The organism is Devosia sp. CAU 1758, from assembly GCF_054482695.1.
In genome coordinates this window covers 23,634-49,027 of record NZ_JBTLRJ010000005.1, presented here as the reverse complement: position 1 = coordinate 49,027, position 25,394 = coordinate 23,634, and the positions used below count along the sequence as shown (strand labels likewise).

15 protein-coding genes and 2 pseudogenes are annotated in these 25,394 nt (G+C 60.0%); 7 read left to right on the top strand and 10 right to left on the bottom strand.

From position 1 onward, the window contains the following. Positions 1 to 173: 173 nt before the first annotated feature. The 5 genes from ACXYMS_RS16170 to ACXYMS_RS16150 form a co-directional block, all read right to left on the bottom strand. Entirely contained in the window at positions 174 to 512 is a 339-nt protein-coding gene (locus ACXYMS_RS16170; protein WP_458907852.1) for a hypothetical protein, read from the bottom strand. A 7-nt stretch (positions 513 to 519) separates the two neighbouring features. Next, a complete protein-coding gene (locus ACXYMS_RS16165; protein ID WP_458907851.1) occupies positions 520 to 1,842 on the bottom strand; it encodes an HlyD family type I secretion periplasmic adaptor subunit in 1,323 nt (440 codons plus the stop codon). After that, positions 1,839 to 3,578, bottom strand: a complete 1,740-nt coding sequence (locus ACXYMS_RS16160; protein WP_458907850.1) for a type I secretion system permease/ATPase — start codon at positions 3,576 to 3,578, stop codon at positions 1,839 to 1,841. The genes ACXYMS_RS16165 and ACXYMS_RS16160 overlap by 4 nt, the downstream gene beginning before the upstream one ends. A gap of 4 nt (positions 3,579 to 3,582) precedes the next feature. Further along, positions 3,583 to 13,332, bottom strand: coding sequence for a hypothetical protein (locus tag ACXYMS_RS16155; protein WP_458907849.1), 9,750 nt, complete (start codon positions 13,330 to 13,332; stop codon positions 3,583 to 3,585). A 534-nt stretch (positions 13,333 to 13,866) separates the two neighbouring features. Next, positions 13,867 to 14,310: a hypothetical protein gene (locus tag ACXYMS_RS16150; RefSeq protein WP_458907848.1), complete on the bottom strand. Its 444-nt coding sequence runs from the start codon at positions 14,308 to 14,310 to the stop codon at positions 13,867 to 13,869. Between the two features lie 534 nt (positions 14,311 to 14,844). Here ACXYMS_RS16150 and ACXYMS_RS16145 point away from each other — a divergent pair. Further along, positions 14,845 to 15,321: a hypothetical protein gene (locus ACXYMS_RS16145; protein ID WP_458907847.1), complete on the top strand. Its 477-nt coding sequence runs from the start codon at positions 14,845 to 14,847 to the stop codon at positions 15,319 to 15,321. A 156-nt stretch (positions 15,322 to 15,477) separates the two neighbouring features. Further along, positions 15,478 to 16,050, top strand: coding sequence for a hypothetical protein (locus tag ACXYMS_RS16140; protein WP_458907846.1), 573 nt, complete (start codon positions 15,478 to 15,480; stop codon positions 16,048 to 16,050). A 1,654-nt stretch (positions 16,051 to 17,704) separates the two neighbouring features. On the opposite strand, the gene ACXYMS_RS16135 is transcribed toward ACXYMS_RS16140, so the two are convergent. The 4 genes and pseudogenes from ACXYMS_RS16135 to ACXYMS_RS16120 form a co-directional block, all read right to left on the bottom strand. Next, a complete protein-coding gene (locus ACXYMS_RS16135; RefSeq protein ID WP_458907845.1) occupies positions 17,705 to 18,001 on the bottom strand; it encodes an SDR family oxidoreductase in 297 nt (98 codons plus the stop codon). 175 nt (positions 18,002 to 18,176) lie between these two features. Continuing rightward, on the bottom strand, positions 18,177 to 18,557 hold the full coding sequence (locus ACXYMS_RS16130) for a hypothetical protein (RefSeq protein ID WP_458907844.1): 381 nt from the start codon (positions 18,555 to 18,557) through the stop codon (positions 18,177 to 18,179). 95 nt (positions 18,558 to 18,652) lie between these two features. Then, positions 18,653 to 20,173 carry a winged helix-turn-helix domain-containing protein gene (locus ACXYMS_RS16125; protein WP_458907843.1) on the bottom strand — a complete coding sequence of 507 codons (1,521 nt, stop codon included), beginning with the start codon at positions 20,171 to 20,173 and terminating at the stop codon, positions 18,653 to 18,655. Between the two features lie 255 nt (positions 20,174 to 20,428). Further along, a pseudogene (locus ACXYMS_RS16120) lies at positions 20,429 to 20,539 on the bottom strand (nucleoside deaminase); the annotation flags it as partial. On the opposite strand from ACXYMS_RS16120, the pseudogene ACXYMS_RS16115 reads away from it, so the two are divergent. From ACXYMS_RS16115 to ACXYMS_RS16095, 5 genes and pseudogenes are all read left to right on the top strand, one after another. Beyond that, positions 20,540 to 20,656, top strand: a pseudogene (locus ACXYMS_RS16115) (phosphate ABC transporter ATP-binding protein); the annotation flags it as partial. It lies immediately after the preceding pseudogene. Between the two features lie 105 nt (positions 20,657 to 20,761). After that, positions 20,762 to 21,130 carry a hypothetical protein gene (locus ACXYMS_RS16110; protein WP_458907842.1) on the top strand — a complete coding sequence of 123 codons (369 nt, stop codon included), beginning with the start codon at positions 20,762 to 20,764 and terminating at the stop codon, positions 21,128 to 21,130. Next, positions 21,127 to 21,450, top strand: a complete 324-nt coding sequence (locus ACXYMS_RS16105) for an ArsR/SmtB family transcription factor (RefSeq protein WP_458907841.1) — start codon at positions 21,127 to 21,129, stop codon at positions 21,448 to 21,450. The genes ACXYMS_RS16110 and ACXYMS_RS16105 overlap by 4 nt, the downstream gene beginning before the upstream one ends. A gap of 49 nt (positions 21,451 to 21,499) precedes the next feature. After that, complete coding sequence (locus tag ACXYMS_RS16100) at positions 21,500 to 22,897, top strand: NAD(P)-binding domain-containing protein (protein WP_458907840.1); 1,398 nt, start codon at positions 21,500 to 21,502, stop codon at positions 22,895 to 22,897. Next, positions 22,894 to 24,132: an MFS transporter gene (locus ACXYMS_RS16095; RefSeq protein WP_458907839.1), complete on the top strand. Its 1,239-nt coding sequence runs from the start codon at positions 22,894 to 22,896 to the stop codon at positions 24,130 to 24,132. The genes ACXYMS_RS16100 and ACXYMS_RS16095 overlap by 4 nt, the downstream gene beginning before the upstream one ends. A gap of 373 nt (positions 24,133 to 24,505) precedes the next feature. Here the strand turns inward: ACXYMS_RS16095 and ACXYMS_RS16090 are convergent, their stop codons facing one another. Beyond that, positions 24,506 to 25,006: a ferritin-like domain-containing protein gene (locus ACXYMS_RS16090; protein WP_458907838.1), complete on the bottom strand. Its 501-nt coding sequence runs from the start codon at positions 25,004 to 25,006 to the stop codon at positions 24,506 to 24,508. Between the last annotated feature and the right edge of the window lie 388 nt (positions 25,007 to 25,394).

Sequence of the window (25,394 nt, the reverse complement as noted above, 5' to 3'; positions counted from 1 at the left end):
AACGGCCGTTTTTGGGAATTCGAAGCGGCGGTCTGAACGGCAGAAATGGGGCGCGTTGCAGATCGTCGGCTCGCGACCCCGTTGCTGCCGCTTGACGCCCCAAAACGAACTGTGGTGAGCAGCCGCCGGACAATTGTTGCGATTTGCTCGTACGTCTGCCGCGGGCCGTGCTGTCAACGCAACTGCATGATGCAGCCGTGCTGCCCGATCTGCCCGTTTTCGACGAGAATCAGCAGATCTTGGCGGCCGATAAAATACTGTTTGCCTGTGTCGAAGTTCAGGACGTTCAGCCCGGGATCGTATTGATATGTCCGCTCCCGACCATTGCTGTCCACGTATGACGACGGCCCGGTGATCTCAAATGAACCGGTGATCTGACCCTTGTTGCGGCACACGTACGAGCCCTCATCAATCGGGCTGTCGTTTGCCACGACAGCTGTGGTCAGACAGCCAATGACCAGTGCTGCGGTCGCTACCAATATCCGTATCAAAAGTGTCTCCTCGGCTTGCATCCGATGGTCATTCCTCGCGCAGGGCACGCCGCATCTGCTCGGTGAAGGGGGCGATCAGGTACGACAGCACTGTCCTGTCCTCTATTTGCATATAGGCCTCCACGGGCATGCCAGGCACAAGCTGGACCGTATCGGGCAGGCGCGACAGTTCCGCATCCGGTATCGATATCCTCGCGGCGTAGTATTGCTGCCCGGTGGCGGCATCGATCGTGGCGTCCGGCGCTACCCGCGTGATGGTTGCAAACAGTTCCGGCGTCGTGCGGGGATTGAGCCCCGGCAATCGCAAAACCACATCCTGGCCGACATAGACTTTGTCGATGTCGATGGGGTCGACGCGGACATTGACCAGCAAGGGCTCATCCGTCGGAACGATCAGCATCAGGGTCTCGCCCGGTGCCGCGACACCGCCGACGGTGTGCAGGACCGACTGATGGACCACCCCGGCCTGTGGGGCGCGTATCTCGGCGCGCTGCAGGCGATCGCGCTCGGCGATGCGGCGCTGACCTGCTTCGGCAATGAGGCCACGTGTTTCCTGCAGCTCGGCCAACGCCGCTGTCAGGAACTCATCCCGAATCTGTTCGATCTGTAGCGCTCGTTCGGCGGCACTTGCATCGCTTTGCGCAATCGCTGCCACCACCTGGCCCAACTGACCGCGAGCCGAAGCCAGGTCCTTGTTGAGTGCCGTGCCGCGGCTGGAGGCGACGAGCCGCTGCTCGTACAAGGCCTCGAAGTCGGCGATCTCTGCTTCGAGAATGCCGATCTGGGTTTCGACCGCCTGCTGCTGGATGACGAGGCCTTCTCGTTCCCTGTTCAACTGCACGATCTGTTCGTTGAGCTGCGCGATACGCCCCGACTTTGTCGCCAGGCGGACATCAAGCGCCTGCTGCTCCAGGGATAGGGAGGACAGGAGTTCGTCCCGGCTGAACATCGCCAGCGCAGCCTCGGAGAGGTCGGCCTCAGTCCTGTCCTCGATCTCGGCTGTCAGGCGCGCCTCCCGAGCGAAGGCCTCCCGCAGCTGCGCCTCGGAAATTTCCAGGCCAGCCGCCAGGGTCGTCTGATCGAGGCGAACGAGCAGTTGGCCGCCGTCAACCTTGTCCTCGTTGCGCACCAGGAGTTCGGTGACAATGCCACCTTCGGCGTGCTGCACCTGTTTGGCGTTGCTTTCCACCATCAGCGTTCCGGGCGCGATGATGGCCCCGGATATGCTAGTCATGGCGGCCCAGGCCACCAGTCCGCCCACCAGCCCAATGACGGCGACCAGGCCGAGCCAGCCGTGGCGCTGCAAGCTGGAAAGATCGGAATGCTGGTGTGACAGTGCTTCGGCGCTCATGTGCCGGGCACCTTGATCGGATGCACATTGCTGCCGGGCTGGGTGATCTTCTGCAAAACCTCGGCCTTCGGACCGAAGGCCATCTGCTTTCCACCCTGGACAAAGAGCACCTTGTCGACGGCCGAAATGGCGCTGGGACGATGGGCGATGACAATGACGATGCCACCGCGCTCCCGCACCTGTTGAATGGCCGCCGTCAGTGCCGCATCCCCATCCGCATCGAGATTGGAATTGGGTTCGTCGAGGAGAACGAGGAAGGGATCGCCATAGAGGGCACGCGCCAAGCCAATACGCTGCCGCTGACCGGCACTCAGCTGATCCCCTTGCTCGCCCACCGGGCTGTTGTAGCCATCGGGCAGGGCGCTGATGAGATCGTGGACGCCTGCTGCCTTGGCCGCAGCGATGATGGCTTCGCTCGTCGCGTCCGATCGAAACCGGGCAATGTTCTCGGCCACCGTCCCATCGAAGAGATCGACGCGCTGCGGAAGGTAGCCGATCATCTGCCCGATCTGGTCTGGCCGGAAGTGCGCCAGCACCGCGCCATCGAACCTGACCTCGCCTGCAAGGGCCGCCCAGACGCCGACGAGGCCCCGCGCCAGCGACGACTTGCCCGATCCCGACGGTCCCAGGACACCGAGGCCCTCGCCGGCTCCAAGTTCAAAAGACACGCCTGAGATAACGGCCGCGCGTCCGCCATGCGGCGCGGTAGCCAGGCCACGCACACTCAAGGAGCTGGAGGGCAGCGGCAGTCCAACTTCCCGCACCAGCGGGTCCTTGACCTCCAGCAGCTTGCGAATGCGCGACCACGCCTGTCGGGCGCTCACGAAACTGCGCCACTGGCCGACGATCTGCTCTACCGGCGCCAGGGCCCGCGCGGTCACGACGGATGCCGCGATCATCAGTCCGGGCGTCATCTGTCCCTGGATGACAAGGTAGGCGCCGAGTGCCAGGACGGCCGACTGCAGGAAGAAGCGCAGGCCCTTGGTCGTCGCAGAGAAAAAGGCCGCTCGGTCGCCACCCTTGAGTTGTGCGCGCAGCATCCGGCCGGACTGCGAGAGCCAGCGATCCCGCAGAGCCCCCATCATGCCCATGGCAATGACCGTCTCGGCATTGAGCCGCACATCATCGCTTTGTCGCTGGCGAAGCTGCTGCTCGACATTGGCTTCCTGCGAGGGCCGGCGCGCGCTGGCTTCATTGATGGTCATCAGGAGCGTGATGACGAGGCTCCCGGCGACTGCCAGCCAGCCGAGCCAGACATGGAACAGGAACACCACGGCCAGATAGACCGGCACCCAGGGCAGGTCGAGCAGGGTCATGGGCGCGGGGCTGGCCAGGAACTGGCGCAGCACATCGCCATCACGGACCGGATCGGCCGTCTTGGGCGCATTGGCGACGAGGCGGAACTTGACCGCTGCGGCAAACAACCGGTCGGCGATCCTGCCATCCAGCACATTGGCGAAGCGTGCGGACATGCGGCTGCGAAGGGCGTCGAGGAAGGCATAAAAGGCGAAGAGCCCCGCTATCAACCCGGTCAGGACGATCAGGGTGGGGATGGATCGGCTGGCCAGCACCCGGTCGTACACCTGAAGCATGAACAGCGGTCCTGTCAGCATCAGAAGGTTCGAAACCAGGCTGACGACGACCAGGGCAATGCTCGGGCCGGCCAGTGACAATCGCGAAGCAGCGGGCTGCGAGGCCCGCTGCTGTGCGTTGGTCGGCAGTTGTGTCTTGTCCATTCAGTTAGACAAACCTGAAGTCATCTGCCACCAGCTGGTGCTTGAGAACGCCCTCGATAGCCACTTCAGCGCCGCCATCGAGATGCAGGTAGGTGTTGCCGTTCCACTCGGTGGCCGCCGCCATGACTGCAGCAAAGCTCGTCAGGCTTTGTCCCTGCAATTCGATGACGTCATTGATCCCCACACCAGCATGGAAGTCGTGGATCGTGTCCTCGCCCGAGCCAGGTGCGAACACAAACGTGTCCTTGCCCGCTCCGCCCACAAGCCAGTCGAACCCTTCGCCACCGATCAGGCGGTCGTCGCCGTCACCGCCGTAGAGTTCGTCGGCACCGTGGCCGCCGACCAGGGTGTCATTGCCACCATAGCCCTCGATAAGGTCATCGTCGTTTCCGCCGTCGAGATAGTCGATGCCGTTGTCACCCCAGAGCGTGTCGTTCCCGGCCTCGCCGTAGTAGAAGCCGCCTGTGCCCCAGGTGTTGAGCAGATCGTCGCCGGCGCCGCCGTAAAGCGTGAAATTATCGTCGATCACCGTCATGTTGTCGGCGAAGGCCGTGCCTATGACGATCTCGATCGAATAGGCGAAGTCGTTGAATGCCTCGCCGGTATAGGTACTCGGCGCATCATTGCAGTGGAAGTAGATGCCTGCAGTGGCAGAGGCATAGGTGATGGTGTCGATGCCATCGCCACCATAGTAGGTGTCCTGGCCACCGCCGCCGTTGAAGACGTTGTTGCCACTGTTGCCCGTGAGGACATTGGAGCCGCTATTGCCGGTGGCATTGATGTTAGCCGTACCCAGAAGCGTCAAATTCTCGACGTTGGCACCAAGCGTGTAGCTGATGGTCGAGCGTACCGTGTCAGTGCCTTCGCCGACCAGTTCCGTCACGACGTCACCCACAGCATCGACGACATAGATGTCGTTGCCCGTGCCGCCGATGAGGGTGTCGTTGCCGCCAGCGCCATCGAGAGTGTCGTGGCCGGCTCCACCGATAAGCGTATTAGCTGCCCCATTGCCGGTGATGACGTTGTTCAGCGTATTGCCGGTGCCGTTGAGCGCCGTGGCGCCGAGGAGGGTTAGATTTTCGAGGTTGGCGCCAAGCGTGTAGGAGATCGAGGACCGCACGGAATCGGTGCCCTGGTTCGAGGCCTCTGTGACCACGTCACCGGATGAATGGACCACATAGGTGTCGTCGCCCAGCCCACCGACCATGGTATCGCTACCCGCGCCGCCGTCGAGCGTGTCATTGCCACCCCCGCCTGTGAGGGTATTGGCCGCACCATTGCCGATGAGGATATTGTCTAGCCCATTGCCGGTGCCATTTATCGCTACCGCGCCGGTCAGTGTCAGGTTTTCGACATTGTTGCCCAGCGTATAGGCGATCGTGGAATGGACAGTATCGGTGCCGCCGCCGGACGCCTCGACGACAACGTCCCCGCTGTTGTCGACATAATACGCGTCGTTGCCGTTACCGCCGGTCATGGTGTCTGCGCCAGTGCCGCCATTCAGCACGTTGTCTGCGCTGTTGCCGACAATGGCGTTGTTGAGACTGTTCCCGGTGCCGTTGATTGCCAGGGCGCCTGTCAGCGTTAGGTTTTCGAGATTGGCCCCGAGCGTATAGGTCACCGACGACTTCACATGATCAGTGCCGGCACTCGACAGTTCCGTGACCACGTCTCCGGCAGCGTCGACGATATAGGTGTCGTCGCCAAGCCCGCCGACCAGCGTATCGTTGCCTGCTCCACCATCGAGAACGTCATTGCCACCGCCGCCATTGAGGGTGTTGGCATATTCATTGCCAATGATGGTGTTGTTCAGGCTGTTCCCGGTGCCGGTCAGCGCGGAAGCGCCCACCAGGGTAAGATTCTCGACATTGTTGCCGAGTGTGTAGTTGATCGAGGCGATGACGTGATCGGTGCCTTCGCCTGTGGCTTCAACCACCACATCGCCGGCGTTATCGACATGGTAGGTGTCGTTACCGGCGCCACCTGCCATTGTGTCTCCACCGACGCCACCATCCAGCGTGTCGTGGCCGCCTCCACCGCTCAGAACATTCGCGGCGGCATTACCAATGAGAACGTTGTTGAGGCTATTGCCGGTGCCATTGATGGCAGCGCTGCCGGTCAAGGTCAGGTTTTCAACATGCCCCGCAAGGGCGTGCGTCACCGAAGCCAGGACAAGATCAGTCCCTTCGCCGGATTGTTCAATGACGGAGTCGCTCGCATTGTCGACCACATAGGTATCATTGCCGGTGCCGCCGACCATCCAGTCAACGCCGGAGCCCCCATCCAGGTAATCATCGCCCCCGTAAGCGATGAGATCGTCATTGCCCGCGCCGCCATAGAGCTTGTCGTTGCCGTCATCGGCGTGAAGGCTATCACTGCCGTCATCGCCATAAAGTTCGCCCTGGCTGCCCACGAAGGTGATGTAGTCATCGCCATTGCCGCCGTGAACGCGGCCGATCTCTGTCACCAGGATGAGGTCATCTGCATAGGCACTGCCGCGCAGACCTTCGATGGAGCTGTAGGTATCGCCAGCAGCTTCACCGGAGTTCGTGCCCGGAGACCCCGTATGCGCATAGACGCTGCTCGATGCTCCCTCATAGGTGACATAGTCGAAGCCGGCGCCACCATGGTGCGCGTCCGACCCGAGGCCACCGATGAGGGTGTCATCGCCATCCCCGCCATTGAGCGTGTCGTTGCCGCTGCCGCCTGACAGAATGTTGTTGGCGGCATTGCCCGTAATGACATTGCTCAGATTGTTGCCGGTGCCGTTGATTGCACCGCTGCCGATCAAGGTCAGGTTCTCGAGGTTGCTCCCAAGGGTATAGTTGATCGAGGCGCGTACGAGATCGGTACCCTCGCCTGAACCCTCAGAGACCGTGTCGCCGAGATCATCGACAACATAGGTGTCATTGCCTACGCCACCGATCATCGTATCTGCGCCGCCCATGCCATCGAGCGTGTCGTGGCCCGAGCCGCCAACCAGGACGTTCGCACCGCTATTGCCGGTCAGAATGTTGTTCGCGCTATTGCCAGTGCCGTTGATCGCAGCGCTGCCGGTCAATGTCAGGTTCTCGACATGCGAACCGAGGGAATAGGTGATGGAAGACTGGACAGTATCCGTGCCGCCGCTTGAATATTCCACAACGCTGTCGCCGACATTGTCGACCACGTAGGTGTCGTTGCCGGAGCCGCCTACCATCCAGTCGGCGCCGGTGCCACCATCAAGCAGGTCGTTGCCACCATAGCCGAACAGCTGGTCGTTCTCGGATCCGCCATAGAGTGCGTCATCGCTATTGTCGGCGTAGAGGGAGTCGCTGCCGGCTTCGCCGTGCAGCTCAAGGTTGGTCCCGACACCTGTGATCTCGTCATTGCCGGCACCGCCCCAGGCCTTGCCGCCATTGGCGACAAGGATCAACTCATCGTCAAAGGCGCTGCCACGCAGCCCCTCGATGGAGAAGTAGGTGTCGCCGGCCGCTTCACCGGTATTCTGGTTGTAGTCATCGGTGTGGGCGAGCACGCCACTCGTTGCGTGTTCATACGAGGCAATGTCAAAGCCATTGCCGCCAGAGAGGGTATCTGCACCCCCGCCGCCAATGAGCACGTCGTCGCCATCGCAGCCGGACAGAACGTTGTTGGCGCCATTGCCGGTGATGATGTTTGCAAGCTCATTGCCGGTGCCGTTGATCACGCCACTGCCGGTCAGCGTCAGATTTTCGAGATTTGCGCCGAGGGTGTAGTTGATTGAGGAGCGGACGAGGTCTGTTCCCTCGCCGGCCAGTTCAGCAACGCTGTCGCCGGTCGAGCCGACAATATAGGTATCATCGCCATCTCCGCCCGACATAGTGTCGTTTCCAGCGCCTCCGTCGAGGACGTTATTACCCGAGTTGCCCACGAGGATGTTGTCGAGTTCATTACCGGTGGCATTGACGTTATCGCCGCCGATAAGCGTGAGGTTCTCCAGATGCGCACCCAGCGCGTAGGATGCGGATGACCGGACCAGATCAGTCCCCGCATTGGCCGACTCGACTACAGTGTCCCCGGCATTGTCCACAATGTAGATGTCGTTTCCGGTGCCGCCCACCATGTAGTCGGCACCCGCACCGCCATCCAAGGTGTCATTGCCGCCATTGCCTACCAGGACGTCATTCCAGCGCCCGCCGATCAACACGTCATCGGCGTCAGTACCCATGATATTGAGGGACTGGCCATTGGCGTGGGTCGTGGTCACCGAAACAATCGACAGCGTGCCGGTCCCATTGTCAGTTGCCACGGTCTTGATGGCGCTACCGTCAATGCGAACCGTGACGATTTCCTGATAGTCCACCGTGCCGTTGTTGTCCGAGTCCCGATCCAGCTGGGTGATCATGCCGTCCGAGCTGATGGTCATGACACCGGTGGCGACCACGGCGTCCGACGCATTCCTGTCCGAGATCAGACCGCGCTGCGAGCCGTCGATACGGATGGTCCAGACTTCCTCGTGCTCGAAACCGCCATTCCCGTCATAGTCGGCGCGGACAGTTCTGTTGATCCCATCCGCCGCCACGTCGATTTGGGTCAGGGCCGCCGTCGTCGCACCAGCAACAATGGCCGACACCCATTTCACTTTACTAGCCGTAGCCGGTTCGTTGCGAGCGGCGGGCGTTGTGCTGATGACCGTCAGGCTGGAGCCATCCAGGCGCATGGTCGCCGTTGTCACCTCGTCAAAGCTGCCATCGCCATTGACGTCGACAGAGCTGGTCTGCACCCGGCCATCCGCACTGGATGTGACCTTGGCCGATTGCACCAACAGCGGGCTGATCACCACGACCGTGCCGTCACCGGCACGTGCGCTGATCTGATAGATGTCAATCGTCTCTTCGGTCGAGCCATCGGCATTGTCGTGCCAACGATGCGTGGTGGAGAGGTCGAATGTGCCGTCTCCGTCGATGTCCTGCTGCGCAGTGCTGGCGCGACCATCGGCAGTCTTGGTTGTCAGCGTCCGGCTGGCAAGCCCACCCGTTGCGTTGAAGTCGCGGATGTCCACCGTCGAGCTGCCGTCAACGTGCTGAACCACATCCTTGATCTGGTCGACAACACCGTCGCCGTCAGCATCGCGGGTAAAGGTCACGATGCGGCCATCGGCGCTGGTCGTGTTGGTCGTACGCTCCTGCAGCTCCGTGCCGGTCCCATTGTACTTCGACACGGTGACGACTGTTGTCCCGTCCGCCAGGGCGATTGTCTCGGTGATCCTGGTAAGCTCAGGGCCGCCCAGGCCGTCCCGGTTTTCCTGCACAGTAATGGTGCGACCGTCAGCGCTCGTTGTGACAATCGTCTGAGAGAGTGGTGCGCCACCGAATGTGCTGTTGGTTTCCGTCTCGGTGGTCGATCCGTCGGCGTTTCTGACGATGGTGCGAACCGACACCTCGTCGACGTTGCCGTCGCCATTGGTGTCCCAGTCACGGGTTTCGGTAAGCCCGTCGGCGCTCCGGGTCGCGGCGAATTGCGAGAGCATGGTTGCGCCGGAGAAGTGCGTCGTCGTTTGCGTGGTCGAGCCGTCGCCGTTGAAGGTCGTTTCGTCGGTTCGGCTGGTCTCCGCTATGCCATCGCCATCCCTGTCCCATTCCGAGGTGATGGTGCGACCGTTCGGGCTTGTGGTGATGACGGCTTGTTCAACCAGCGACCTTGCGTAGTTGGGGTTCGCATCCGTTGCGCTGCCGCCGCTCAGGTCATAGCGCGAGATGGTTTTGACACGCTCGCCATCGGTGCCGATGACGGAGGACTCGACGGTTTCGCTTTCGGCCAGGCCGTTGCCATCAGCGTCGAACTGCGTCGTCCGGACCAGCCCATCGGCGGCCTCGAGCACATATTTTCCGCCCGCATTCCCATAGTCTCTGCCGGAGGCAGAAGCGACTGTGCCGTCCATATAGGATGTGAGGACTGAACCGTCGGCGCGACTGGCCTTTACCACTGTCTGGTCGACATTGCCGTCGCCGTCTATGTCGGTAGTGGTGCGGACAATCGTACCGTCGGCGCTGACGGAGGAAACCGTCCGATCGTTGAGGGACCCGTCGCCCTTGCGGTTCTCCACGACCCGCGTGGTGGTGCCGTCGGCCGCAACGGAGGTTACTTCGGTGCGCTTGCGCGTCGTGCCGCTGCCCAGCGCTTCGAAAGTGCTCTCGATGGTAAGACCATCACCACTTGTCACGGTGGTGGTCTTTCCTTCCACCACATTGCCGGCCTTGTAATGCGTTTCGACACGCGTGCGTGACCCGTCGGTAGCCAGCGTGGTGAGGTCAGTGGTCTTGCGATCGAGCACCGTGTCGCCGTCGAGATCGGTTTCAACCGTAACGGACAATCCATTGGCGGTTACGGTTCGGACCGAACGCGACTCCAGTGTTGTGCCATCGAAGGTCTCGGATTCTGTGGTCACCGATCCGCTGGCACTGGTCACCGTTTCTATCGTTTTGTCCGTAACCCCATCGCCGTCGAGGTCAATGACCGTTGTCGCGGAAAGGCCGTCGCCACTGATTGTCGTGACGTTCTGAAGGACAAGACTGTTGTCCTGGCTTCGCGTCGCGACCGTCACTGTGCGCGAACCGTCGGCGTTGAGGACCGTCGTTTCCGTTTCGCTGATATCTGGCGTGGTTGAGCTGCCCAGATATTTCCACGACGTCTTGGTGAGACCATCGTCGCTCACCTTGGCGACAAGGCGTCCTGTCTGGATCGTGCCGGCGCCGTTGAAATTGGTCGTGGTGCGGGTCGTCGAACCATCGGCGTTCAGAACCGTGATTTCGGTTACCTGGCTGTCGACGGTACCGTCACCATCGGCATCACGCTTGGTTTCTGTCGACAGGCCATTGCCGCTTACGAGTGTGACGGTGCCGTCGATCCTGTCCGCTGCGGTGGTGCCGGTTCCGGCATACCGCGTGGTCGTCGTCTGCGTTGTCCCGTCGGTATTGAGTACCTTGGCCTGGACTTCGGTACTGTCGAAGTCACCATCGCCGTCAGCGTCGGACTTCCGGGTGACCACCAGGCCATTGGCACTGACGGTGGTGACCGTACGGCCGAGCAGGACGGAGCCGTCGGGGCTGTAGCCGAGAACGGTTTCGGTGCGCGAACCATCTGCAGCTGTGACACTGGTGGTGACGGTTTCAGGATCCTCGTTGTCGCCGACGTAAGTCGAGGTGGTAACGGTCAGGCGATCGGCACTCGTCTCGGTGATCGCCACAGCGGAGACGACTGCGTTGGCCCCCGAATAGGTCGTCGTCGTTTCGGCTATCGAGCCGCTGCTGCCAACGACCCTGACGCTCTCGACGATCTTGTGCGGGTCGGCTTCGCCGGCGTGGAAGGTCTTGACGGTGATGCTCAAGCCATCCGCGCTGGTCTCCGTGACAGTGCGCATGATGTCCGTCGTGTCGGTCCCATCGCGCAGGATCTGGGTCTTCGTGGACGAGCCGTCCTGGGCGATGGCCGTGGTGGTGCGGCGGATGGCGTCCACGACACCATTCCCGTCTGCATCAATCTGACTGGACCGTATCAGCCCGTCACTGCTTGTCGTGGTGATCGTCCTGGACACGAGGTTCGCGCCGTTGTGCGAGTAGACTTCGGACGTTTCAACCGTGTTGGTCCCCACCACGGCAACAGTTTGGGTGCGATCGACCTGTCCGTCACCGTCGCTGTCGATTGAAGTGCTTCGGGTCTTGCCGTCTGCGCTCCAGGTGGTGACGGATTGGTTGAGTAGATCATTGTTGCCGGCACGCGCCGTGACCGTGCGCGTCGTCGACCCGTCACCAGCGATGACGCGGAGATCGCGAACGACGCTATCGATGTCGCCATCGCCATCGAGGTCGGAGCGCACCGTCCGCTCCAAGCCATTTTCGCTCAGCTCGGTGGTCGCACTGCTGCGCAGGCTGTTGTCGTTGTTGCGAAGCTCGACGGTCGTCGTGGTGCTGTTATCAAGGTTGCGAACAATGAGGCTGGACGTTTCGAGGTCGACGTCGCCGTCGCCGTCCATGTCGATGGCAATTGTCTTGTCGCTGGCATCGGCGCTGACCGTCGTCACGGTGCTGCCGATCCGGTGAGCCAACGATGTGCCACTTCCGGCATAGCTGGTTACGGTCTCGGAGCGGGTTCCGCTGCCAGATACCGATGTACTCTCGACCTGCGACGCATCGATCACGTTGTCGCCTGTGACATCTGCCTGGGTGGTCTTGCTCAAGCCATTGACGCTGGTCGTGGTGATCGTCTCGCTGCGCGTCGATCCATTGGCGTTGAGCGTCTCGACGGTGAGGGTGAGGCTTCCATCATTGCCCGTGACCCGCGTCTCGACGCGATCGAAACGTGTTCCGGAGCCAGACAGGTCGAAGCTCACTTCGACTGTCTTTCCATTGGCACTGGTTTCAGTCACCTGGCGGCGCTGCAGAATTGTGCCCGACCCGTCATAGTCGAGACGGGTCTCGGTGACTGCTCCACTGCCCGCCACCGAACGCGTCTCAACGACCACTCGGTCGTTGATGCCGTCACCATCGTCGTCGAATTCTGTCGAGCGCGTATTGCCGTTGGCGCTAGTGGTGGAACTGGTGCTGTTGGCCACGCTGCCGTCGGCATTTGTGCCGGTGTTCACAACCGTCGTGGAACCATCACCATTGAGCGTGACGGTCTTGGTAACGACGAATCCTTCTTCCTCGAAGCTCAGCCGCGTGTCCGCCACGAGGCCGGTGCTGCCGTCGCCGCGTTTGAAGGTGGATCCACCGAAAATGGCAGAACCGTCGCTGAAGTTAATACTCTGATTGTTGCTGATCAGGGTGATCTCGGTGATATCGAGCTGCCCCAGCGTCCTCAGCGTCGTAGTGCCGTCCGCGTTCGTCACCATCACCTTGAACAGCGACCAGTCAGCATCCCCTGCGTCGAGCTTGCCATTGTTGTTCGTGTCGAACATGGCGAGCAGGGCCTGGAGGTCGGACTTGGATGTCCCGTCCCAATCGGTGAAGACCACCTCGTTGCGCTGGTCGATGACGCCGTCATCGTTCCCGTCGCGAACCAAGACGCCATCGCCCGCGCCCGCCCAGGCGGTGCGGTTCAGCTTGCCGTCGCCATCCATGTCGAAAAACATGTTGGAGGAGCCAAGTTCGGTGAGCCTGACGCCATCGCCATTGAGGTCAATCAGAATAGGCTTGTCGGAGTCGGTATCGCCACCGCCGCCACCACCACCACCGCCGTCATTGCCGGCAGGTGCTGGCCGGTAAACGACCCGGTCCTCGAACTGGTTGGTATCAGGATTGTAGGATTTGACAGTCTGCTGGTAGAGCGGCTGGCCAGTGCTCTCCGAAACATAACCGGTCGCCGGCATGGTCTCGCCGGTACGGTTGTCCGTGAACGTCCCGTCGTTGTTTCGCGTATAGGTGAAGCTGTCGTAGGTGCCGTCCTCATAGGTTCGGGGACCTACATTGGCCGGGTTGGTCGATCCGGGCGACAGTTGCGTTGGATCGATGCGCGCGCCTGTCTGTGGGTCCTTGGTGACGACGTTGCCGTTGGCATCCGTGTACTGCACCACCCACTGGGAAGTGCCGTCGGCCTTGGTCATCTGCTTCAGCAGATCGGAGCGCCAGACTTTTTCCTGCTGGGAATAGAGTTCGCTGGTTGAGCCGGCATTGAAAACGACACGGTCGGGACCAAAGGCGCGATCTTGAATGAAGTCATACTGGTTTGCTGATCGCGCGTTCAGGGCCTGAACGGCTGTATAGCCGACGACGCCGCCGGACAACGCGTCATACATCGTCGAGTGAGATAAGGAGGCGCGACCTGAACCTGGAATATAGTCGTTGGCACCTTCCTGGTTTCCAGCCCCTCCAGACAATCTTGGCGCTTGATCGAGCCGAAGAAGCTCGGAGTCGTCGAGTGGCTGCCCGAAGGTGCGCATCTGCACCTCCAAAATTTCATAGAATTCCGCGTAATGGGGCGTTCCACGCCCGAGCCCAGGAGCGGCAATATGGGTATACTCATGGACGAACCTATCCAGCAGTGGCTTGTCGTCGCCAAATGCAGGATTGAGGTAAAGTAGTTTGCCCCCATTGGTGATCGATGCGCTTAGTCGCGGATCGGTGTTCGAAACACCTTCCACCGGATTTGGCCTGCTCGGATCCATGGTAACGGCAATATCGTGCCCTACAGGACGCAAATAATCCGCAAGGCCAGTCCCTTGCAGATTAAATCCTACTGTGGTTTGCCATTTCTGAAGGTGAGAAAAATAACTATTCAAATCATCTCGGACACTGCCAGGCACACTATCGTCGAAGATTAGTTCAGCCATTTATTTTCCCTCATTTTCCATCGAAATTACGACAACGCTATCCGGAGCAATCTGATGAACAAACGCCCCGTTTGGAAACCATTTATTGGCAATTTTTTGCGCCTCTGATGTATCCATATTCCAGACAAAGAATTGAAAAATCCCGCCATAGCCAATTGCGTACAGATGATCTACAACGAAAGCGGGAGAAGCTTCGTTCGCCCCTCGGCAGAACACTCCCTGATCATCTATTTCAATATTTTTACCCAAGTCTGGAAATGTTATAATACTATTATCTGAGGCGATGTCCGCATCTATATAAACTTGGATTTTCTCCAGGAATTCAACGCGTGACAACTCGGGACACGAATCTACTATGTCCAAAGCATTCAGTCTAAATATTGACAAATTCCATGCTGCAAGTGACACTAATAAAATCAGAAATAGCCGCAAGATGGATTTCATGGAGATGAATTTCCTGTATGACGTCGACCGCCTATCGACATGGAGCGCAGGGTCTCCTGCGAGTACAATGGCCGGAACATGCGCTCTCCCAAGTTCCGAACTACATCTAGGATTTTGCGCACCATAGCCTTGGTGAGATTTATTACAAAATCGACGTTCTATGTGCCGTTGGCGCCCTAATATTGATTATATAGAACAGACGTCCCGCCCAACAAGCCACCACGCGGAGTTGATTATGGAGCGAAGTACATGACGCACAGATCAACTTCTCAACGGAACTCGCCCTCTGCGATCCGGCTCAAGAACCATTAGTTACGACCCCTGCGAAGCGACGATTAGCCGACGGAGTGGGGCTCAACAACCCCAATAAACACCGTCGTATCGGCATATCTCCCAATTGCAGAATTGCAGTGTCCATGCAGCTGTCGGCACCGAAGAGGTTTTGCGTCTAATCGGGCAACATGAGTATTGACCGCGTAGCAAGCTGCGCAGATTTTATTGTCGTGCTCTGTGTTATTCCAAGGATCCACGTTCATGACTGCCGCACTGCGCAAGCTCGAAATTCAACAGCTCCTCAGCGGAAGTCAGGTTCGGACTTTACTCCCCTTGGCGCGGGCATGGCACGAAGGTAGCCGATATGCACACCTGCCATTCTCGGAGGACAAGTTCTTCAGAATGGTGGCTTCAATCCTTGATCGACCGCAAAAGGCGACGGCTCTATTCATTACCCGTGACGAACAAGCGGTCGGCGTTATCGCTCTTGCAACAGGGGAGGCCATTCTCGGTACCGGTGGTTGCTTCGCAACGTGCCAGGCCCTCTTTGTGCATCCAGAGGTCCGGTCCACCTTTCTCGGGGGTAAGGTAACGACCATGCTTATCCAGACTGCAAAGGCCTGGGCCAAGGCCCAAGGGGCAACCGAACTCCTGATTCACGGCGTCTATGGCGGCGCCAACGGTCTGGCGAAGCGTGGAAAGTTGATCGGCGAGAATATAGTCATCGAAGTTCAATAGGCACCCAGTCGGTTGCGGTTGCACTTCAGGTAAACCAGTGGCACGCAAAATGTGTCCAGGGAGGCGTGTTTCAGCCGACGTTAGCCGTAATCTCATGTTAAGGGGCCGTGGTTTGTCGCATCAGTTGCATGCGTTTTGGCCTTTGGAGCTGCGGATTTGAAAAAGTTCCTGACTGTTTTTGTGCTAACTGCATGCCTGCTCGGAAATACGATCCGTGTTGCTGGTTCAGAGTCCATCCTGCAGTCATTTGAACAAATCTGTTTAAAGACTGCTGGCGAGCTCTACAGGATACAAACACAAATCGAAGTCCGTGGTGGGTGGGAGGCTGTTCAGCCGGACGAACATTTGGTCCTCAAAAACATCGAGAACAACCGCACCTGGTATTTCCAGGGCAAGTATGAACTTGGCATGGTGGTGGCGGGAAGTCTCCCCGTGGGAGACGGCGACGATCGTCGACTGTGCATGTTTGCTGCGCCCAGAGGCAAACTCACAATCGAGGATGCTTCGAATTTCCTGATTGATGCGGGAGGGCAACGTGCCTTGCCTGCAGGTGATGCCATCGGGCAGGACGTCTTCTTTGCCCACCGCCTGGAAGGCGATTTGGTGATGGTTGGTATCCATCTGATACCGGACCGGACACACTTGCAATTTCTTCTCACGGACCTGCCTGACGACGAAGTGAAGGATGCCATCAAGGCCGCAGAAGCAGAGGACGTTCCTGCTCCGTGAAGGCAAATACGCGGTGCTGAGAAATGTCCGCTTTTGGGAGCTGGCGACAGTTGAGCTGACGGCTGGAATGGGGCGCCTCTCTGCCCGGCCGGTGCCGACCCCAACTCGGTCGTTCGGAAAGAATTTCCAGTGCCTTTGAAGCCGTCACTATGTGTAACTTCGGAACAAGCAACTGACCGATCTTAGATGGTGTCACCCATAGAAGCCTTTTTGGAAGCACTTATAACCTTGGCCAGAAAAAACGGCAGCAGAACGCTGATCGTTCTGACTACGCTCGTCGCCATCGCGACGATGGCGACGCTATGGTACATGGGCGCAAGCAGGTAGGCCCTAACCGCTAACACCTTCCGTGAAGTTGCGGCCCTCGACCCGGTCGCGGCCGCCAGGGGCGCGCAAAGCGTGCTGTCATAGCTGCCCGTCCACAGTCGACCCCGTTCCGGTCGTTGGACCTTGGTTGTCAGGTTCCTGAAAGCAGACCTGCGACCAGCGAACCGGTTGCGCGCCCGTACACTGCATTGCAGACTGCAAAGCACAAGAGACCGTATCGGTTCTATTTCGAGGTTCGAGCTTGATAAAATTCTTCCGGATCAAAGTCGCGCTCTGCTTATTCCTGATTGGTCTTGTTTCCTCGCTATCAATCGCTAGCGAAGTGAACACTGAACTTGGCAATATGCGAGGAAAAGAACTCTATCTGGCACTTCGCTCCTTTATGGACGAACGCAACAGACTATGGTTCGCCCCTCCCCCCGAGGCTAATCGAGACATCGATGTTAGCGCAACGGTCTGCCCGATGGTGGACAACCAGAAGCTGACGGAATTGCTGGGCGCTGGCCCTTACGGCATTCGCTCTAGGGTCCTTACAGATGACCCCGTAGCTCCCTCGGGAACTAGATTATGGGAAATTCCTGGGAACAAATCTTGGCTCGACAGCGAATATCTGTCCATATGGATTGGGGATCAATATTGCCTCGCCCAATATAGGCACACCAAATAATCAGTTGATTGTTAGATCCTTCGAGATACCGCTCCGAAGACCTGCGGTAACTTTCCTTGTTTTTCCGCCACAAGCCGATAGTCAGCTAACCACCCCGTTTCAGCCGTGGGGCACGAGTGTAAGGGATGGCAGCTTTTAGGAAAGCTTAGACGGGTACTGAACGGCCGGAATGGGGCGCATCAGCGATGGTCCGGAATTCTTCTTGGACCGGACATGATCATGTGGCGGCTGACCGTCCGGTTCCAGATATCGAACCGGACACCGCGCTTGCCCGGTTTCCACTCGTGCGGCCTCACCTGCGGTGGGGCCGCTGATCGTCAGACTCCGGTGTGTTCCGCAAGTTCCAGGCGTCCTCAAGATCGACGCCCAAATACCGAACCGTGTTCTCGATCTTGGTGTGGCCAAGAAGCCGCGTTCTTGCGGAAACGCGCGACCCAAGAATCCTTGCTGACCTGGGTATTGGCCCCGTTCGATCGCCGCACGTTGAACGCTGGATGATGACCGTGCTCTTGCATCAGCTCTGAGGCAGGCATAGCGGCGCGTCTCTCATGCCGATGCAACGAACGGTCCTTGGCCGAAGCCATAGATCTCCAAGCGCACCGAAAGGAGTGTCAACGATCGTCTGCCGGCACAAGCACGCGCCACCGGCCCGGACTTTCGCTATGGTTCGCCACGAAGGTAGCGCGGTGAACCCGCCAGGGCCCCGGTTGTGCCGCCATCAACCACGATTTCAGACGCATTAAGACCCGAGCTCTCGCCGGAAGCCAGGAACAGGACCGCGCTGGCGACCTCTGCATCGGTTACCATGCGGTTGATCAGCGCTCTTTCCCCTATGGCCCGTTTCTGACGGTCGCGTTCGTTTGCCTCCATCCTGTGGTGAGGCCAGCCTGGCGTATCAACGGCACCAGGAACGACTACATTTACGCGAATTCTGCGTGGTGCCAATTCGGAAGCCATTGACCTTGCCAGAGCCCCACATGCCGCCTTGCTTGCCGACTCCCTGCGAGTGCGCGTCGCGTGTTCGCGCGCCAGGCGAAAGAACGATGATCCCATCCCGGGACGCGCAGTTACCGACCCCACGATGTGCATCATCTTCTTCACTCCTGATTGTGATTGATCGTGAGGCGCGGCTTCACCTCGGAAATCCTTGTTTGAACTCTATCCGAGTGCCGTGAAACGCAGCCTGCCCTACATTCAGCACCGAGTGGGATGGCTGTGGCGGCATTTGCAACACAAGCGGCAGATCAAACTGCGGCGGAATGGGCAATTGCACTTCACGCCCTTCCGCGTCGAAGTCGCGCAGCGGCACGATCCGGTCGATCACGAAGATCGACGGAAAACGGTGATGATGCAGCGGCTCGGGGATGCCAGGCTGCAGGCTGACGGACAGAACCCGGATGCGATCGTCCTCGTAAAGCACTGCGTGATTATCCGGTGCCGCGACTACGGCGTCCGCTTTCGGGTCCCAGTCTTCTGGCTGGTGCCGTCCCTGGCTGGCATCGTGGAAAGTCATGATCTGCTCCGTCATGGTGACAGCGAGCAAACTGCAGCAAGTCGTCCCCCGCTGTCCCAAAAGCGGGTCCAAAATCTTGCAAATCGGGCTGACTCCTACAATGCCAGGCCGGCCAGACGCAGCCCATTCAGGATAGGCTCAATGCGGCCATGGATCATGGCGGGCTGCCCGGCACGGATGCTGGACAAGGAGATGTTCGGCGCCAGTTGCCGCAGGCTTGCCAGATGCCTCTGCGCCTCCGCCATGCGGCCCAAATGCGCATTGGCCGCGACCAGCATCCAATAGGTGGCATCGTAATGCTGGTTCACCGCCAAAGCGTGTCCGGCTCGTGCCAAAGCTGGCTCATAATTCCCGCGAATAATGTGAATCATGGCTAGGCCGCATAAGGCAAAGCGCGTGTCGGGATCCAGTGGTGACAGCGCAGTCACCCGCAGGAGCAAGGATTCGGCCTCGTCCAGATCGCCGCAATGTATTGCCGCCACGCCGGCAGCCGCACTGACGAAGAGAGCGTTGGGGTTCGCGGCGGCGGCGGCTCGGATCACCGCCACGCCGCTTTCATAGTCCCGCCCCGCCTGCAGCAGCGCCATGCCGCATTGAGCCATCACCACGGCATCGCCCTGTGCATGCTGCAGCGCACGCCGGGCCAGCCGCAGGCAAAGCTCGACATCGTCCTCCCCCAAGGCCGGCCATCCCATAGTGTGGCGATGTTCCAGCGCCCAAGCAGCCTGGGCAAGTATCGCTGCATTGTCTGGCTCACTGAGCAATGCCTCTCGCAGCAGCGCAAATGCGCGGCGGTTGGCCGGCTCCGATTCATCCGTCAGGTCGGCCAGGGCCCGCAGGTAAATGTCATAGCCGACCACGCTGGCGGGCCGTTCGCGGCGCGACCGGGCCAGTTCAGTCGCCTGCACTGAAGGCTCCACCCGCACCGCCACACTTTCCACAATAGCGTCCTGCACTGCGAAGACATCGTCCAGCGATCCCTCGAATCGCTCGGCCCAGATCTGATCGCCCGATATACCGTCCACCAACTGGGTGGTTACCCGCAGTTTGTTACCGTTTCTTCGGAGCGCGCCCTCCAGCACGTAGCGCACCCCCAGTTCCCGCGCCACCTGGCGACTGTCGACGACGCGATGCCGATAGGTGAAAGCGATGCTGCGCGAGAGTACGCTGAAACTGCGAAAACGGGTCAGGGCCGCGATCAGATCGGTCACCACGCCGTCGGCGAAATAGCCAACGCCAGCGTCACCCTCCACGTGGTCGAAGGGCAGGACGACAAGACCAGGGCGATCGCCCCGTACGGCTGAGGGCAGTCGGTCCTGGGTGAAACGGTACCCCAGCCCCGGGACGGTGACGATCCAATCTCCGCCATCGGGGCGCGGCCCGAGCAGACGCCGCAACTGCGATATCTGGACGCTCAGATTGGCTTCCTCAACGAAAAGGCCGGGCCAGGCTCTATCCATCAGTTCTGGCTTGGCAACGACCTTGCCGCCTGCCTCTATCAGGGCAGTCAGCAGTGCCAGTGCCCGTTGCCCAACCTTCAGCGGCGCTCCAGCCCGATGCAAGGTCGGGCCGACCGGATCAAACTCGAAACTCCCGAATGTCAGGACCGCGCCCATGTCGCCACGTTACCGGCGGAGTGGATGCCCCGCGCAATGCGACGGATAGCTCCTCACCGTGTGCAGTGCCGGGGTCTTCTTTGACCAAGCTCTACTGAACGTCCGGCATGCGGATGAAGTCCCACCGGCCGCATCGGCGGGCCAATGCCAGTCTAGTGCAACCGACGGCATGCTGCCAAGAACAACCAACTACACGAGCTGGCAAGCAGCGGAGCATTGTGGGTGGAGCCACAAAGGCTTTGCTATTCTGACGTACTAGGCCACACCCAAGTGTCGCGGCCAGAATTCCTGATGCACCCTGGCCGCCTCCTCTTCAAGATCCGTCGGACAAACTACGTCGACCGAACGCGCTCCAGTTTCGAGGACCAGCGCACCGCATTCTTCCACCTCGGCAATCTGATCGAGGAAGGCGTCACCGAAGACATCTTCGCCAACCCGGTCCACAAGCAGACCCAGGACTACATCATGGGCCGTATCGGCTAAGGGCAGAGGACTTGATCATGGCAATCTTGGCACCGAATACATCGTTACGTCCTATTCCGACGAGCTGACCGGCCTGGCGCAGATGATCGCCGAGATGGGGGCCACGTGGAGGCATCCATCGAAAACGGCACCAAGGCGCTGCTCAAGCTCGACCGGGAACTGGCCGACGTCACCATCATTGCCGATCAGCGCATCGACGACATGCAGCGCCGCATCGATGACGTGGCCGTCTCGATGATCGCCCCCGCCGTCAGCCGATGGCGAGCGACCTGCGCGCCATCATCACCGCCATCCACGTCGCTGCCGATCTCGAGCGCGTGGGCGAATGGCCAAGCAGTTGGCGCGCCGCTCGCTCAAGCTCGAGGGCATCAGCCTGCAGCCGACCTTCTACGACGAGACTGGGTCACCATCAATTTCTATAATCGTCGAAATATGCTTGACGCCGACGCTTTAGTCGGTATGTTATTTCCATGAACATCGAAACAGCAGCATCGCAACTCGAAGCGCTCGGCAATACGACACGGCTTACGATTTACCGGACCTTGGTCCGGGCGGGCGAGAACGGCCTGCCGGTCGGCAAGCTCCAGGTCAAGCTGGACATTGCTGGATCGACCCTCTCGCACCACCTCAGGAAGCTCGTGGACGTCAATCTCGTCAGCCAGGAGCGTCAGGCAACGACGCTGATCTGTCGCGCCAACTATTCCAGTATGAACGGCCTTATTGGCTACCTTGCGGACGAGTGCTGTGCAGACAGCGCTGGCTGTGCCGCTGAAACCTCGAAAGCTGTCGCTTGAGCGGCATTCATTTTGCTTTAATATTCGAACCTTCTAGAAAGATAGAATGATGACCCAGTCCAGCCTTCCCATCGCAGTCATCGGAGCTGGCCCTGTCGGGCTCGCTGCCGCCGCACAGATTGTTTCGCGTGGTCTGGTCCCGGTCATTTTCGAGCGAGGTGCGGGTGTCGGCGCTTCGCTTCGAGCGTGGTCGCACGTCCGAGTATTTTCGCCATGGCAGTACAATGTCGATGCGGCCGCTCGCGCATTGCTGCACGCTTCCGGATGGGATGCACCCGAAGAGACGGACCTACCCACTGGAGGCGAAATCGTCGAACACTACCTCCAGCCATTGGCCAACTTGCCGCAACTGGCGCCGCATCTGAATCTCACTGCCACAGTTACGTCGATCACCCGTCATGGCCTCGACAAGGTTTCAAACGCGGATCGCGACAGGGCGCCATTCGAGATCCGGTGGACCGATGCCAACGGGAGTGAACAGGCTAGCCTCGTCCGTGCGGTGATCGACGCATCCGGCACCTGGACGCAGCCCAATCCAATGGGTGTCGATGGCTTACCTGTTCTTGGCGAACGGGCCGTGTCGGACCGGATTGACTATGGGATCCCCGACATTCTTGGCACTGCTCGGGATACCTACGTCGGCAGGACGATCCTGGTCGTCGGTAGCGGCCATTCGGCCATCAACACGGCACTGGCCCTGCTTTCTCTGCAGGACCAGGATCCGCAGACCAAGGTGCTTTGGGCCCTCAGGCGCAATCGCATCGAGAAGCTTCTTGGCGGCGGTCTCAACGACCAATTGCCGGAACGCGGCGCCCTCGGCCTCGCCGCCAAGAAGGCAATCGATGCCGGCCGTTTGCAGATACTTGCTCCCTTTGCGGCGACGCGGCTGGCGCAATCCGACAGCGGCGTAGCGGTCATGGGTACCGTTGGCCAGACCCAGATGACACTGATGGTGGATCGGATCATTGTCGCGACGGGCTTCCGCCCCGACCTCGGCATGCTGTCAGAGCTACGGATCGCCATTGACCCGGCCACTGAGGCGCCCCCTTCGCTGTCTCCGCTGATTGATCCGAATCACCACTCCTGCGGCACAGTCCCGCCACACGGGGTCGATGAACTGACCCAGCCCGAGCCTGGCTTCTACATTGTCGGTTCCAAGTCCTACGGCCGGGCACCAACTTTCCTGATGGCGACGGGCTACGAGCAAGTGCGTTCCGTGGTGGCCGAACTGGCCGGCGATTTCGTGGCTGCGCGGCAGGTTCAACTGGTGCTTCCGGAAACGGGCGTTTGCAATGTGGCGCCCGCCGCGGTGGGCGCGTCGGGCTGCTGCGGCGGCCCGGCGGCCTCTGAAAGCTCCTGCTGCGTCGCCGACGAGGTCGCCAAATCTGAAGGGGAAGCGGGCTGCGGCTGCGGGACGTCACCCGCACAGGTGGTCGAGATGACATGACTGAGACCACCGCCGGCATCGCTGGGCCGGTGCGGGGGGCAAGCACCTTCATCACCGGCCTGGGCATCGCCCAGATATGTTCGTGGGGTTCGCTATATTACAGCTTCCCGCTGATCGCGGCCGCCATGGAAGCCGATCTGGGGTGGTCGAAGACCGATCTCTATCTTGGGGCGACCATTGGCCTGCTGATCTCCGCGCTGGTGGCTTTCCCTGTCGGCGCCGCGATTGATCGAGGCCATGGCCGATATGTCATGGCGGGTGCCTCCGTTCTTGCCGGTTTGTTGTTGCTCGCCTGGTCCCAGGTCAAGTCGCTGCCCATGTTCTACCTGATGGTCGCCGGCGTCGGCGCCCTGCAGGCCGCAACCCTATACGAGCCAGCCTTCGCCGTAATTGCCCGGCGCGCAGGTCCAGAGCACGCGCGCAACGGCATCACCGCGCTGACCCTATGGGGTGGCTTCGCGTCGACCGTCTTCGTGCCTCCCATCCAAAACCTTCTGGATGCCTTTGGCTGGCGCGGCACGCTGGAAATCCTCGGCGCAGTCAACATCGCTGTCTGTGCTGTCCTTTACCTTGCGGTGATCGATCCGCGACACGATCAACCGGTACGCGGCGAGGTTCCGATTGTTGACGGGGAGCACCAGCCGTTGACGTTGGCACTCCACAATCCAGTCTTCTGGGGGCTCGCTGTGGCCTTTGCCGCCTACACAGCGACCTTCTCAGCCTTCATTTTCCATTTCTATCCGATGATGCTGGAACGCGGCTTTGATGCCGGCACAGTGGTGCTGTCCATGGCGATCATTGGACCGGCGCAGGTTGCCGGTCGGGTGGTGATCAAGATGTTCGCCGGAGAGGTGTCAGGCCGGCGTATTGGATCGCTTGTCGTCGCCAGCTTCCCGGTGGCCATGTCCTTGCTCTATTTCGCGCCGCAGCAGTTCTGGGTCATCGCGCTCGTCGCGATACTCTATGGCGGCGCCAACGGCGTGATGACCATCGTCCGCGGCGTAGCGATTCCAGAGATGGTCTCCAGGGAGGCCTATGGCGCAATCAACGGTGCGCTGGCTGTCCCGATGGTTTTAGCCAAAGCCATTGCGCCCCTTGCGGCAGCGTGGATCTGGTCCATCACGGGCAGCTACGCCGCCGTACTCATCGCGATCGTGGCGACGTCAGTCATGATGGCGCTGGCATTCTGGTCGGCAGCCTGGACGTCAGGTCGGCGATCGGTTCATAAACACTGATCATCTGGCAACACAAGGTTCGGAGCCGTTCGTCCTGGCGGCTATCCCAATCCCTATCGTATTGGCGTCCGCAAGTATGCCGCTTAACTCAAAAAGCGGCCAATTCGCAGTCCCACCCCATTTTCGACGCGGGCAAGACGCTAACCGGCCCCGACCGCTTTCAGGAAATTGAAATGCCTGCCTGAACGGCAGAATTGGGGCGCGCACCTGCCCGGCGGGTTATGGAAGCCCCCTGCCCCAAAATCCTTCGCGCCAGTGCCTTAGGAGGGGGCGGAGGCTGACAGGCAGGTTTCCGAATAACCAAACATGTCGACGCCATGAAAGAGGCCGTACGAGTTTTCGTGCAGCCCAATTTGATCATTGCGGACAGAATTCAGGAGGCGGCGTCCTTGTTGACCCCGCCCTTCATGGCGATCGCTGTCATGCGGCGGTCACCGTGATAAGTCTGATCGAGGCATTTTTTCAAAACCGCCGCGTCACCGTCCAAACCGAGGCGGTTGGCAAAGGCGGCTAGGGTCCCGTAACCTGAAAGTGCGTAATGTACCATGCGCTGATACTGCGGGATGATGGCTGCATCGCGCACGTCAGCGTCCGTGATTTCGTCGGACAAGCCATGCGCGCGCGCTTCCTTCACGAGGCCTTCCATACCCTTGCAATGCTCCGCGTTCGGCTTGATGCCGTGGTCGTTGCACAGCTTTTCTATTTCGGCGATGCCATCGGCAATACCGTTGCCGCCATCGATCAGCGCCTCGGACAATTCCTCGTCTTGGGCGGCGCGGCCGAGTTCGGTCACGACTGGCAGGGACTGGGTGTTGGCGCTCCAGATGTCCTGCAGCTGCTCGAGGTAAATGTCTTTGAGCGAGTTTATCGCCATGCCGGTCTCCTTATGATTGTTAGTCAACCAACGATTAGGCCCATGGAGAGTTCCTATGGTCGATACGGCTGGCCTGTATCCTGTGGCCCGCCCAAGGCGCCGCACTGACCGTTAGATTACTACGATTGGTTGCGTTCGCTGTTCTTGCGGCTACGTCAGCTATGCGCGCTGATCCGAAGGGGCTAAACGACCCGCATTCGGGCGCGTTGCTGCCTGGCAGATAACGACCCCCATTCGGTCGTTCAGCGCAACTCGCCGGAGACCTAAAAGCGGCCAATGGCATTCAGGTAGATAAGCGGCCTATCTGACTTGTTTGCTGGAAACGCGAAGCGGTCGATCTGATCAAGGTCCCCGGTAACCAATCTTTAGATCACCAGGCCACTTGTCA